Source organism: Streptomyces sp. NPDC040718 (assembly GCF_055593565.1).
In genome coordinates this window covers 430,340-442,992 of the sequence record NZ_JBVIXO010000004.1, presented here as the reverse complement: position 1 = coordinate 442,992, position 12,653 = coordinate 430,340, and the positions used below count along the sequence as shown (strand labels likewise).

At 70.1% G+C, this 12,653-nt stretch carries 11 protein-coding genes; 4 read left to right on the top strand and 7 right to left on the bottom strand.

Translation table 11 applies throughout. The features are described 5' to 3' along the window. Positions 1-2 precede the first annotated feature (2 nt). Complete coding sequence (locus tag ACZ597_RS13580; RefSeq protein ID WP_471328632.1) at positions 3-701, top strand: DUF4191 domain-containing protein; 699 nt, start codon at positions 3-5, stop codon at positions 699-701. A gap of 159 nt (positions 702-860) precedes the next feature. On the opposite strand, the gene ACZ597_RS13575 is transcribed toward ACZ597_RS13580, so the two are convergent. After that, positions 861-1,328 (bottom strand): RDD family protein, encoded by a 468-nt coding sequence (locus ACZ597_RS13575; RefSeq protein ID WP_471328630.1) that lies wholly within the window; start codon positions 1,326-1,328, stop codon positions 861-863. A 185-nt stretch (positions 1,329-1,513) separates the two neighbouring features. On the opposite strand from ACZ597_RS13575, the gene glnA reads away from it, so the two are divergent. Beyond that, the gene (glnA, locus tag ACZ597_RS13570; protein WP_470980870.1) at positions 1,514-2,923 is read left to right on the top strand and encodes a type I glutamate--ammonia ligase; all 1,410 of its coding nucleotides are present in this window, start codon (positions 1,514-1,516) and stop codon (positions 2,921-2,923) included. Positions 2,924-3,074: 151 nt separating this feature from the next. Beyond that, positions 3,075-3,347, top strand: coding sequence for a hypothetical protein (locus tag ACZ597_RS13565; protein WP_471328629.1), 273 nt, complete (start codon positions 3,075-3,077; stop codon positions 3,345-3,347). Between the two features lie 43 nt (positions 3,348-3,390). Here ACZ597_RS13565 and ACZ597_RS13560 read toward each other — a convergent pair whose 3' ends face one another. Beyond that, positions 3,391-4,044, bottom strand: coding sequence for a TetR/AcrR family transcriptional regulator (locus ACZ597_RS13560; protein WP_471328628.1), 654 nt, complete (start codon positions 4,042-4,044; stop codon positions 3,391-3,393). 86 nt (positions 4,045-4,130) lie between these two features. Between ACZ597_RS13560 and ACZ597_RS13555 the strand changes: the two genes are divergently transcribed. Next, complete coding sequence (locus ACZ597_RS13555) at positions 4,131-4,901, top strand: SDR family NAD(P)-dependent oxidoreductase (RefSeq protein ID WP_471328626.1); 771 nt, start codon at positions 4,131-4,133, stop codon at positions 4,899-4,901. Positions 4,902-4,914: 13 nt separating this feature from the next. On the opposite strand, the gene ACZ597_RS13550 is transcribed toward ACZ597_RS13555, so the two are convergent. From ACZ597_RS13550 to lpdA, 5 genes are all read right to left on the bottom strand, one after another. Further along, positions 4,915-5,439: a DUF4240 domain-containing protein gene (locus ACZ597_RS13550; protein WP_471328625.1), complete on the bottom strand. Its 525-nt coding sequence runs from the start codon at positions 5,437-5,439 to the stop codon at positions 4,915-4,917. 121 nt (positions 5,440-5,560) lie between these two features. After that, complete coding sequence (aceE, locus tag ACZ597_RS13545; protein ID WP_471328623.1) at positions 5,561-8,245, bottom strand: pyruvate dehydrogenase (acetyl-transferring), homodimeric type; 2,685 nt, start codon at positions 8,243-8,245, stop codon at positions 5,561-5,563. Between the two features lie 268 nt (positions 8,246-8,513). Continuing rightward, positions 8,514-9,140 (bottom strand): GntR family transcriptional regulator, encoded by a 627-nt coding sequence (locus ACZ597_RS13540; RefSeq protein ID WP_471328898.1) that lies wholly within the window; start codon positions 9,138-9,140, stop codon positions 8,514-8,516. A 189-nt stretch (positions 9,141-9,329) separates the two neighbouring features. Then, positions 9,330-11,141 carry a 2-oxoglutarate dehydrogenase, E2 component, dihydrolipoamide succinyltransferase gene (gene sucB / locus ACZ597_RS13535; RefSeq protein ID WP_471328621.1) on the bottom strand — a complete coding sequence of 604 codons (1,812 nt, stop codon included), beginning with the start codon at positions 11,139-11,141 and terminating at the stop codon, positions 9,330-9,332. A 53-nt stretch (positions 11,142-11,194) separates the two neighbouring features. Continuing rightward, positions 11,195-12,583: a dihydrolipoyl dehydrogenase gene (gene lpdA / locus ACZ597_RS13530; RefSeq protein ID WP_042800828.1), complete on the bottom strand. Its 1,389-nt coding sequence runs from the start codon at positions 12,581-12,583 to the stop codon at positions 11,195-11,197. Positions 12,584-12,653 lie beyond the last annotated feature (70 nt).

Sequence of the window (12,653 nt, the reverse complement as noted above, 5' to 3'; positions counted from 1 at the left end):
CTATGGCGAGGAAGTCAAACGCAGAGACTGCTGCGAACCCCGGGCGACTGAAGCAGATCGCCCTGACGTACAAGATGACGCGCAAGGCCGACCCGAAGGTCGGTCTGATCGTCGCGGGCGTGGGAATCGTCACCTTCGGTGTCTTCCTTGCGATCGGCTTCCTGATCGGCCACCCGGTCTACCTGGGCATCCTGGGCCTCCTGGTGGCGTTCCTCGCGATGGCGATCGTCTTCGGGCGGCGGGCCGAGCGGGCTGCCTTCGGGCAGATGGAGGGGCAGCCGGGCGCTGCCGCGGCCGTACTGGACAACGTCGGGCGGGGCTGGACGACCACCCCTGCCGTCGCGATGAACCGGAACCAGGACATCGTCCACCGGGCCGTCGGCAAGGCGGGCGTGGTCCTGATCGCGGAGGGCAACCCGAACCGGGTCAAGACCCTGCTCGCGGCCGAGAAGAAGAAGATGGCCCGGATCATGCCCGACATCCCGGTCCACGACTTCATCGTGGGCACCGGCGAGGGCGAGGTGCCGCTCAAGAAGGTCCGTACGACGCTGCTGAAGCTGCCGCGCGTCCTTTCCGGCCCGCAGATCACGAAGGTCAACGACAAGCTCCGGGCCATGGGTGACCTCATGAGCAACATGCCGGTCCCGAAGGGCCCGATGCCCAAGGGCATGCGCATGCCGCGCGGCGGAAAGATGCGCTGACCGTACTCCTCGTATACACACAGGGGCGCCCCCGAGCCGGATGGCTCGGGGGCGCCCCTGTGTGTATACGAGCGGTGGGTTCCGGCCACGGCCGCCGCGGGCGTACGCCTCTACACGCCGGCGGCGGTGTCCCGGTGGAGTGCCGCTGGACCCGGACCGCTAGATGCGGACCTGGACCGCGCCCGCGAGGCGGTCGTGCAGGCCGCGTCCGTCGCGGTCCCAGATCAGCGCCGGGATGACGAGGGCCAGCAGCAGGGTCCGCAGCACCACGCGGGGGATGCCCAGACGGCCGCCGTCCTGCCCGATCACCCGGAGGCCGAGCATCCGCTTGCCGGGGGTGAATCCCACGGTGCCCACGGTCAGCAGGGTCAGGGAGAGGAAGAGGGCGAGCGTCCAGTTCCCGGCGGCGGCCAGGTTCCCGTGGGTGATGAGGCCGTACGCGATCAGCTGGCAGCCGATCCAGTCGATGAGGACGGCACCGAGCCGGCGTCCGAAGCGGGCCGCGGAGCCGGGTCCCGACTGGGGCAGGCCGAGCCGCTGGCCCGGATAGCCGAAGTCGACGCCCATCTCCTCGGCGGCCGCGCGCGGGCCGGAGAGCCAGGAACCGATTGCTTGCCTGTTGTCCACTCCACCACGGTACCGGTGCTCCTCCACGGGCCCTGGACCGGACCCTGGTTAACTTGTGCGAAACAAATGGGTCATGCTTGGGAAATCCCGTCTGCTTATGGTCGGGTCAGCGTGCGGCACCGCACTGACGCGCCACGAGCTATAAAGCCCGTCCCTGCCCCGGGACCGGGAGTAGGAGGAGTTGGATGTTCAAGAACGCCGACGAAGTGAAGCAGTACATCGAGGAGAACGACGTCAAGTTCGTCGACGTCCGCTTCTGCGACCTGCCTGGTGTGATGCAGCACTTCACCATCCCGGCGCGAGCGTTCGACCCGGCGGAGGAGCTCGCCTTCGACGGTTCCTCGATCCGCGGCTTCCAGGCGATCCACGAGTCCGACATGGCGCTGCGTGCCGACATCAGCACCGCGCGTCTGGACCCGTTCCGCAAGGACAAGACGCTCAACATCAACTTCTTCATCCACGACCCGATCACGGGTGAGGCCTACAGCCGCGACCCGCGCAACATCGCGAAGAAGGCCGAGGCGTACCTCGCCTCCACCGGCATCGCCGACACCGCGTTCTTCGGCCCCGAGGCCGAGTTCTACGTGTTCGACAGCGTGCGCTTCGCGACCTCCGCCAACGAGGGCTTCTACCACATCGACTCCGAGGCCGGCGCCTGGAACACCGGTTCCGAGGAGAACAACCGCGGCTACAAGGTCCGCTACAAGGGCGGTTACTTCCCGGTCGCCCCGGTCGACCACTTCGCCGACCTGCGCGCCGAGATCTCCCTCGAACTGGACGCCCAGGGCCTCCAGGTCGAGCGCCAGCACCACGAGGTCGGCACCGGTGGCCAGGCCGAGATCAACTACAAGTTCAACACGCTGCTCGCCGCGGCCGACGACCTGATGCTCTTCAAGTACATCGTGAAGAACGTCGCCTGGCGCAACGGCAAGACCGCGACCTTCATGCCGAAGCCGATCTTCGGTGACAACGGCTCGGGCATGCACGTCCACCAGTCCCTGTGGGCCGGCGGCGAGCCGCTGTTCTACGACGAGGCCGGTTACGCGGGCCTGTCGGACACCGCCCGCTACTACATCGGCGGCATCCTCAAGCACGCCCCGTCGCTGCTCGCCTTCACCAACCCGACGGTGAACTCCTACCACCGCCTGGTGCCGGGCTTCGAGGCGCCGGTCAACATGGTGTACTCGCAGCGCAACCGCTCCGCCGCCATGCGCATCCCGATCACGGGCTCGAACCCGAAGGCCAAGCGCGTCGAGTTCCGCGCGCCGGACCCGTCCTCGAACCCGTACCTCGCCTTCGCGGCGCTGCTCCTCGCGGGCCTCGACGGTGTCAAGAACAAGATCGAGCCGATGGAGCCGATCGACAAGGACCTCTACGAGCTCTCGCCCGACGAGCACGCGAGCGTCCCGCAGGTCCCGACCAGCCTTGAGGACGTCCTCAAGGCCCTGGAGGAGGACCACGAGTACCTCCTCGCCGGCGGTGTCTTCACGCCCGACCTGATCGAGACCTGGATCGACTACAAGCGCACGCACGAGATCGCCCCGATCGCGCAGCGTCCGCACCCGCACGAGTTCGAGCTCTACTTCGACCTGTAAGAAGCCCAGGTCAGCGTAGGCAGGGAAGGCCTCCGCCGCTCTCTTCGGAGAGTGGCGGGGGCCTTCTGCTTTTGACAGCCCGCCCGACCGGAGTAACGGTGGATAGGACCTAAAAGCCCGATAAGCGATAGATGTTCGGAGGTGCATGAAGATGCGCCGTAGGATCGTTGGAGCCGTTGTCGCCGGGGCCGCCGGACTCACCCTGGGTCTGCTGCCGGTCGCGAACGCATCAGCCCACGACGGTGGCTGGGACTCGCGCTCGGACTACCGCCACTCGAACAACTGGGACGACGACGACTGCGGTGGGAACGGCCGCTGGAGCGACCACGACCACGGCTGGAACGACAACGACCGGGGCCGTTGGGACAACGCCAGCTGGCACGACCACGGCGACTGGTACGACGACTGGGGCGGTTGGCGCTGACCGCCGCACCCAGCGCCCTGCCCACGGTGCCCCTGCCCCGCGCTCAGCGGAGCAGGGGCATCGCGCCGGTCAGCTCGCGCAGGGCGCGCACCGCGAGGTCCGCGGGGGAGCCGGGGCCCGCGACCGGGGCGTCGCCGGCCGACCAGAGCTCCAGCGAGACCCGGATCGCGTCCGTGGCGGCCGCCGCGAGCAGGCGCACCGACAGCGGGTCCGCGTCGGGGCCGGCCAGCCGGGCCACCACCGGGACCAGACGCTCCTCGGAGTCCTGGTTCACCCGGTACCAGACCGCCCGCAGTGCCTCGTCGGAGGCGGCCGCGCGCAGCAGGCCGCGGGTGACCTCCAGCCCCTCCTCCACGCTCTGCGAGTCGCTCAGCGAGCGCCTCACCGCGCGCTCCAGCGCCTCCGCCAGGGGCGTGCCCGGGCGCTCCTCGGCGAGCAGCGCCCGCCAGGCGTCGCCGCCGCCCGCCAGCAGCGGGGCCACGGCCTCCTGCTTGTTGCGGAAGTAGCGGTAGAACGTGCGCAGCGCGACCCCCGCCCGGTGGGCGATGTCCTCGGCGGTGGTGCCGTCGGGTCCGTGCGCGGCGAAGAGCTCGCACGCGGCGCGGGCGATGTCGAGCTGGGTGGCGGCCTTGCGGCGTTCGGTCAGCGACTGGGTTCCGGGGCCGCTCTGTGGGGAGTACGGACGGGGAGATCTCACGGGTGAAGACTACGCCAGGGCCGGCCGGAGAATGCATGACGTGCCAGTCTGGCAAAACGTGTCACCTTCTCGGTACGCTCGGCCCCATGAACCGTTACGAAGGACGTCGCGTCCTCATCACCGGCGGCGGCTCGGGCATCGGCCAGGCCACCGTCCACCGCATTCTCTCCGAGGGCGGCCGGGTCCACGCCGTCGACGTGAACGAGGCCGGCCTGAAGGCCACCGCCGAGCAGGCGGCCGCCGGGGGCCACGGCGACCGGCTGACCGCCGCCGTCCTGGACATATCCGACGAGGCCGCCGTCAAGACGGGCGTCGCCGCCGCCGTCGACGCCCTCACCGGGATCGACGTACTGGTCAACGCGGCGGGCATCCTGCGCTCCGCGCACACTCACCAGACCACGCTCGACCTGTGGAACCAGGTGATCTCGGTCAACCTGACCGGCACCTTCCTGATGATCCGCGAGTCGCTCCCGGCGCTGCTGGCCGGGGAGCAGCCCGTCGTCGTCAACTTCAGCTCCACCTCGGCGAGCTTCGCCCACCCCTACATGTCCGCCTACGCGGCCAGCAAGGGCGGCATCCAGTCCATGACCCACGCCCTGGCCGCCGAGTACAGCAAGCAGGGCCTGCGCTTCGTCTCCGTGGCCCCCGGCTCCATCGAGAGCGGCATGACCACCGGCACCGGCCCCGGCCTGCCCGAGGACACCGACTGGAGCCTGTTCGCCAAGCTCGCCCCGGCCCTCGGCCAGGGCTTCGCCGGCCCGCAGACCGTCGCCGGCGTCGTCGCGATGCTGGGCTCCGAGGACGGAGCCTTCATCACCGGCACCGAGATCCGCATCGACGGCGGCACGCACTACTAGTACGCGCCACTGGTCAGGCCTGGGGACGGAACCGGTCCCAGAGCCGGGGGAAGCGCTCCGCCAGCACGGCTTCGTTCTCGAAGTCCAGCGGGGTGCCCTCCGGCTCCTCCGCCTGCAACGGGATCCCCAGGTCCGGCGCGACCACCCCGGTGAGCTGCTCGTACGCCTCGTCGGCCGCGTACCCGAGCTCCTCGCCGTCCCCGTCGACGTCCTCGTCGAACTCGCCCAGCAGCTCCGCCAGCCGGTCCGGATCGTGCACCCCGCCCTCGAAGACCTCCCGGCCCTGCCCGATCAGCCAGCACCGGAAGTAGTCGAACGCGTCGTCGCTCGCCCCGTCGAGCAGCACCCACGCCGCGCCCCACAGGTCCCAGGTGTACGCCCGGTTGTACCGGGACTCGAAGTGCCGCGCGAAGTCCAGCACGGAGTCGGGATCGAGCTGCGCCAACCGCTCCACGAGCAGCTCGGCATGCTCCTCCGGGTCGCCCTCGGCGGCCTCGCGGGTACGGTCGACGATCTCCCAGAACTCCGTCTCGTCCATCACCGCTCCAGCATCACGGCTCCACCCCCGCGTCGCCACCGCTCATACGGCCAAAGGCCGGTGTCCGACCCCTTTGGGGGGTGGACACCGGCCTTCGGCTCGGCGTTCGGCGGCACACGGCTCAGAGGCCGTAGCGCTCCCGGGCCTCCTTGACGGCGGACGCCGGAACCTCGCCGCGGCGGGCCAGCTGGGCCAGCGCGGCCACCGCGATCGACTGGGCGTCGACACCGAAGTGGCGGCGGGCGCCCTCACGGGTGTCGGACAGACCGAAGCCGTCCGTACCCAGCGAGGTGTAGTCCTGCGGGACCCACTGGCTGATCTGGTCCGGGACCTGGCGCATCCAGTCGGACACCGCCAGGACCGGGCCCGGAGCGCCCTCCAGCACGCGGGTCACGTACGGGGTGCGCTCCTCGCCGCGCAGCAGCGCCTCGTCGCACTCCAGCGCGTCGCGGCGCAGCTCGCCCCACGAGGTGGCGGACCACACGTCGGCGGCCACGTTCCAGTCGGCGGCGAGCAGCCGCTGCGCCTCCAGGACCCAGTGGATCGCCGTGCCGGAGGCCATCAGCTGGATCTTCGGCGCGTCGGCGGCCGGGGCGGCCTCCGCGAGGCCGGCCGCGGTGTTGAAGCGGTACAGACCCTTGATGATGCCTTCCTCGACGCCCTCGGGCATCGCGGGCTGCACCTTCGGCTCGTTGTATACCGTCAGGTAGTAGAAGACGTCCTCGGGCTGCTCGCCGTACATCCGGCGCAGACCGTCCTTGACGATCACCGCGATCTCGTACGCGAAGGCCGGGTCGTAGTTGAGCGACGCCGGGTTCGTGGACGCGATCAGGTGCGAGTGGCCGTCGGCGTGCTGGAGGCCCTCACCGGTCAGCGTGGTGCGGCCGGCCGTGGCGCCGACGATGAAGCCCTTGCCGAGCTGGTCGGCGAGCTGCCACATCTGGTCGGCGGTGCGCTGCCAGCCGAACATCGAGTAGAAGATGTAGAACGGGATCATCGGCTCGCCGTGCGTCGCGTACGACGTGCAGGCGGCGATGAAGTCGGCCATGGCGCCGGCCTCGGTGATCCCCTCGTTGAGGATCTGGCCGTCCTTGGCCTCCTTGTAGTACATCAGCTGGTCGCGGTCGACCGGCTCGTACGTCTGGCCCAGCGGCGAGTAGATGCCGGCCGACGGGAAGAGGGACTCCATACCGAAGGTACGGGCCTCGTCGGGGACGATCGGCACCCAGCGCTTGCCGGTCTCCTTGTCCCGCATCAGGTCCTTGACGAGGCGGACGAAGGCCATGGTGGTGGCCATCTCCTGCTTGCCGGAACCCTTGATGAGCGGGGCGAAGGAGCGGTCGGCCGGAGCCGGCAGGGCGACGTGCTTGACCTTGCGGGCAGGGGCGGGCCCGCCGAGGGCCGCGCGGCGCTCGTTCAGGTACTGCACCTCGGGGCTGTTCGCGCCCGGGTGGCCGTAGGGCACCTTGCCGTCGGCGAAGGCGCTGTCCGGGATCGGGAGGCCAAGGAGGTCGCGCATGTCCTTGAACTCGTCGATCGTCAGCTTCTTCATCTGGTGGTTCGCGTTCTTCGACTCGAACCCGGCGCCCAGCGTGTAGCCCTTGACGGTCTGCGCGAGGATGACCGTCGGAGCACCCTTGTGCTCCAGGGCGGCCTTGTACGCGGCGTACACCTTGCGGGGCTCGTGGCCGCCGCGGGAGGTGTGGAAGCACTCGGCGATCTTCGCGTCGGACAGCACGCCCGCCAGCTGCACGAGCTCGGCGTTGACGCCGAAGAAGTGCTGGCGGATGTAGGCCACGTCGCGGGTCGCGTACGTCTGGAACTGCGCGTCCGGTACCTCGCGCAGGCGGCGTACCAGGGCGCCCGTGGTGTCGAGCTGGAAGAGCTCGTCCCAGGCGGTGCCCCAGAGGGTCTTGATGACGTTCCAGCCGGCACCGCGGAACTGGGCCTCCAGCTCCTGGACCACGCGGAAGTTCGCGCGGACCGGGCCGTCGAGGCGCTGCAGGTTGCAGTTGATGACGAACGTCAGGTTGTCGAGCTGCTCGCGGGAGGCCAGGGCCAGGGCGGCGGTCGACTCGGGCTCGTCCATCTCGCCGTCGCCGAGGAAGGCCCAGACGTGCGAGTTGGAGGTGTCCTTGATCCTGCGGTTCTCCAGGTAGCGGTTGAAGCGCGCCTGGTAGATCGCGGAGAGCGGGCCGAGGCCCATGGAGACCGTGGGGAACTCCCACAGCCACGGCAGGCGCCGCGGGTGCGGGTAGGACGGCAGGCCGTTGCCGCCGGACTCCTGGCGGAAGTTGTCGAGCTGCTGCTCGGAGACGCGCCCGTCGAGGAAGGCGCGGGCGTAGATGCCGGGGGAGGCGTGGCCCTGGATGTAGAGCTGGTCGCCCGATCCGTCGGCCTCCTTCCCGCGGAAGAAGTGCTGGAAGCCGGTCTCGTACAGCCACGCGGCGGAGGCGAAGGTGGCGATGTGGCCGCCGACGCCGTACTTGGAGCCGCGGGTCACCATGGCGGCCGCGTTCCAGCGGTTCCAGGCGGTGATCCTGGCTTCCATCTCCTGGTCACCCGGGAACTCGGGCTCCGCGGAGGTGGGGATGGTGTTGACGTAGTCCGTCTCCAGCAGCTTCGGCAGGGCGAGGCCGGCGGCCTCGGCGTGCTGGAGGGTGCGGCGGAGCAGGTATTCGGCGCGGCGCGTACCGGCGGCCTTGGCGACGGCGTCGAGGGAGGCCGCCCATTCGGCGGTCTCCTCGGTGTCGCGGTCCGGGAGCTGGTCGAGCTCGCTCGGAAGCTTTCCTACGGGGTCGGACATCGGTGTGCGCCGCCTTCCGGACAAAGGAGAGGAGGTGGTGAAGAAAACCCTGACGGGCAGGACAGGGTCGATGGACCCGGTTGGGGCCCGCAGTGACTGTAAATCCCTGATCGATGATCGATCAAATAAAAGTGACGAATATTCGACGCTGTGACGAAAGTCGGCACCCGGTGCCATGAACTCAGGCACCGGGTGCCGGTTTCATCAGTACATGCCACCGGGCTGGCGATCCGCTGGAGGATCGCTCAAAACCGCAGGTCAGAGAGGGTCAGGCGCTACGCGGAGCGCATCCCAGGACATGCCGCTTCACCAGCACCCCGATGTCCGGGTCCTGGCTGCGGAAGGCCGCCACCAGAGCCTCGTGCTCCTCGGCGTACGACTTCTGGACGGTTCCCAGCCACCGGATCGACAGGGCGGTGAAGACCTCGATGCCCAGGCTCTCCCAGGTGTGCAGCAGCACGCTGTTCCCGGCCGCCCGCACCATCTCCCGGTGGAAGCCCACCGTGTGCCGCACCTGCGCCGTGCCGTCCTGGACCCGGTCGGCCTCCCACAGGGCCGCCACGTGCGGCTCCAGGGCCGAACAGTCGGTCGCCAGCCTCGGGGCGGCCAGCTCGGCCGCGATCTGCTCCAGACCGGCCCGGACCGGGTAGATCTCCTCCAGGTCGGCCGCGGAGAGGTTCCGTACGCGGACGCCCTTGTTCGGCGCCGACTCGATCAGCCGCAGCGTCTCCAGCTCGCGCAGCGCCTCGCGCACGGGCGTCTGGCTGACCTCCAGCTCGACGGCGATCCGCCGCTCGACGATCCGCTCACCGGGCTTCCAGCGGCCGCTGACGATCCCCTCCACGATGTGCTCGCGGATCTGCTCGCGCAGCGAGTGCACGACGGGTGGGGTGATCATCGGGTTTCAACTCCTGTGTGTGCGGACACGCGGGGCCTGATGCCTAGACAATAAGGCCGCCTCGGCCTGCTCCGATGCGTTCGTGGTCAGGGACGCAGGGTGAGGCTCGTTACAACGACGACGCCCCCGCCCGGACGAATCCGGACGGGGGCGCCGCAAGCGACAGCCGGGGCTGTGCGCAGGGCCTTACAGGCCGAGCTCGACCTCGAACTCGCCGGCCTCGAGGATCGCCTTGACGGCGGTGAGGTACCGGGCCGCGTCCGCGCCGTCCACCAGGCGGTGGTCGTAGGACAGGGTCAGGTACGTCATGTCGCGGACGCCGATGACGGTGCCCTCTTCGGTCTCGATGACGACCGGGCGCTTGACCGTGGCACCGATGCCCAGGATCGCGACCTGGTTCGGCGGAACGATCACCGTGTCGAACAGCGCACCGCGCGAGCCGGTGTTGCTGATGGTGAAGGTCGCGCCGGACAGCTCGTCCGGGGTGATCTTGTTGCCGCGGACCTTGCCGGCCAGGTCGGCCGTGGCCTTGGAGATGCCCGCCAGGTTGAGGTCACCGGCACCCTTGATGACCGGGGTCATCAGGCCCTTCTCGGAGTCCACGGCGATGCCGATGTTCTCCGAGTCGAAGTAGGTGATGGTGCCCTCGTCGTCGTTGATCCGGGCGTTGACGACCGCGTGGGCCTTCAGCGCCTGGGCAGCGGCCTTGACGAAGAACGGCATCGGGGACAGCTTGACGCCCTCGCGGGCGAGGAAGCCGGCCTTGGCCTTCTCGCGCAGCTTCATGATCTTGGTGATGTCCACCTCGACCACGGAGCTGAGCTGCGCCTGCGAGTGCAGGGCCTTCATCATGTTGTCGCCGATGACCTTGCGCATGCGGGTCATCTTGACCGTCTGACCGCGCAGCTCGGACACCGCGGCCGGAGCCTTGGCGGCGGCCGGGGCAGCGGCGGCGGCCGGAGCCGGGGCGGCAGCGGCGGCCTTGGCGGCCTCGGCGGCGGCCAGGACGTCCTGCTTGCGGATACGGCCGCCGACGCCGGTGCCCGTGACCGTCGACAGGTTGACGCCGGACTCCGAGGCGAGCTTGCGCACCAGCGGGGTCACGTACGCGCCCTCGTCGCCGGAGACGGCGGCGGGAGCGGCCGGAGCCGGAGCGGCGGCCGGGGCGGCCGGAGCGGCGGCCGGGGCGGCCGGAGCGGCGACCGGGGCGGCCGGAGCGGCGACCGGGGCGGCCGGAGCGGCGACCGGGGCCGCGGCGGCCGGAGCCGGAGCGGCGGCGGCCGGAGCGGCCACGACCGGAGCCGGGGCGGCGACCGGAGCGGCCGGCGCGGCCGGAGCCGGAGCGGCAGCGGCGGGGGCGGCGGCCGGAGCAGCGCCCGCGACACCGATGACGGCGAGACGGGCGCCGACCTCGGCGGTCTCGTCCTCGCCGACCACGATCTCCAGCAGGGTGCCGGAAACCGGCGCGGGGATCTCGGTGTCGACCTTGTCCGTGGAGACCTCGAGCAGCGGCTCGTCGGCCTCGACGGACTCGCCGACCTCCTTCAGCCAGCGGGTGACGGTGCCCTCGGTGACCGACTCGCCCAGCGCGGGCAGCACGACGTCGGTGCCGGAGGCGGCGCCCGCCGGGGCGGCGGCCGGGGCAGCCGGGGTCTCGGCCGGTGCGGGGGCGGCCGGGGCCTCGGCGACGGGGGCCGGAGCGGCCGGAGCCGCGGGGGCCTCGGCGGCGGCCGGGGCGGCAGCGGCGGCCGGGGCGCCGGAGCCGTCGTCGATGACGGCCAGCTCGGCGCCGACCTCGACGGTCTCGTCCTCGGCGACCTTGATGGAGGCCAGGATGCCGGAGACGGGGGAGGGGATCTCGGTGTCGACCTTGTCGGTCGAGACCTCGAGCAGCGGCTCGTCGGCCTCGACGCGCTCGCCCTCGGCCTTGAGCCAACGGGTGACAGTGCCCTCGGTGACGCTCTCGCCGAGCGCCGGAAGGGTTACGGAAACCGACATGGTTTCAGTTGCTCCTAACGAAAGTGCGGAAGTGGTCGTCGCGCCCGTGACGATTAGTCGTGTGCGTGAAGCGGCTTGCCGGCCAGGGCCAGGTGGGCCTCGCCGAGGGCCTCGTTCTGGGTCGGGTGCGCGTGGATGAGCTGCGCGACCTCGGCCGGCAGGGCCTCCCAGTTGTAGATCAGCTGGGCTTCGCCGACCTGCTCGCCCATCCGGTCACCGACCATGTGGACGCCGACCACGGCACCGTCCTTGACCTGGACGAGCTTGATCTCGCCCGCGGTCTTCAGGATCTTGCTCTTGCCGTTGCCCGCCAGGTTGTACTTCAGGGCGACGACCTTGTCCGCGCCGTAGATCTCCTTGGCCTTGGCCTCGGTGATGCCGACGGAGGCGACCTCCGGGTGGCAGTACGTGACGCGCGGGACACCGTCGTAGTCGATCGGCACGGCCTTCAGGCCGGCCAGGCGCTCCGCGACGAGGATGCCCTCGGCGAAGCCGACGTGCGCGAGCTGCAGGGTGGGGACGAGGTCGCCCACGGCCGAGATGGTCGGCACGTTGGTCTGCATGTACTCGTCGACCAGGACGTAGCCGCGGTCCATCGCGACGCCCTGCTCCTCGTAGCCCAGGCCCTGGGAGACCGGGCCGCGGCCGATGGCGACCAGCAGCACCTCGGCCTCGAAGGTCTTGCCGTCGGCCAGCGTCACGCGGACGCCGGTCTCGGTGTACTCGGCCTTGTCGAAGAAGGTGCCGAGGTTGAACTTGATGCCGCGCTTGCGGAAGGCGCGCTCCAGGATCTTCGAGCTGTTCTCGTCCTCGACCGGGACGAGGTGCTTGAGGCCCTCGATGACGGTGACGTCGGTGCCGAAGGACTTCCACGCCGAGGCGAACTCGACGCCGATGACGCCGCCGCCCAGGATGATCGCGGACTGGGGCACGCGGTCCAGGACCAGCGCGTGGTCCGAGGAGATGATCCGGTTGCCGTCGATGTTCAGGCCCGGCAGCGACTTCGGCACGGAGCCGGTCGCCAGCAGGACGTGGCGGCCCTGGATGCGCTGGCCGTTGACGTCGACGGAGGTCGGGGAGGACAGACGGCCCTCACCCTCGATGTAGGTCACCTTGCGGGAGGCGACCAGGCCCTGCAGGCCCTTGTACAGGCCCGAGATGACCTCGTCCTTGTACTTGTGCACACCGGCGATGTCAACGCCCTCGAAAGAGGCCTTGATACCGAACTGTCCGGCCTCGCGTGCCTGGTCGGCGATCTCACCGGCGTGCAGCAGAGCCTTCGTGGGGATGCAGCCGTTGTGCAGGCAGGTGCCGCCGAGCTTGTTCTTCTCGATCAGCGCAACGTCGAGACCCAGCTGGGATGCGCGGAGAGCCGCGGCGTAACCGCCACTGCCACCGCCGAGGATCACTAGGTCGAAAACGGTGCTGGCGTCGTTCGCCACGTCACGTCCTCCATGCATGTGCGCCGGGCACCGGTCCTCTGTGACCGGGCGGCGGCTGGTAATCGGCCGC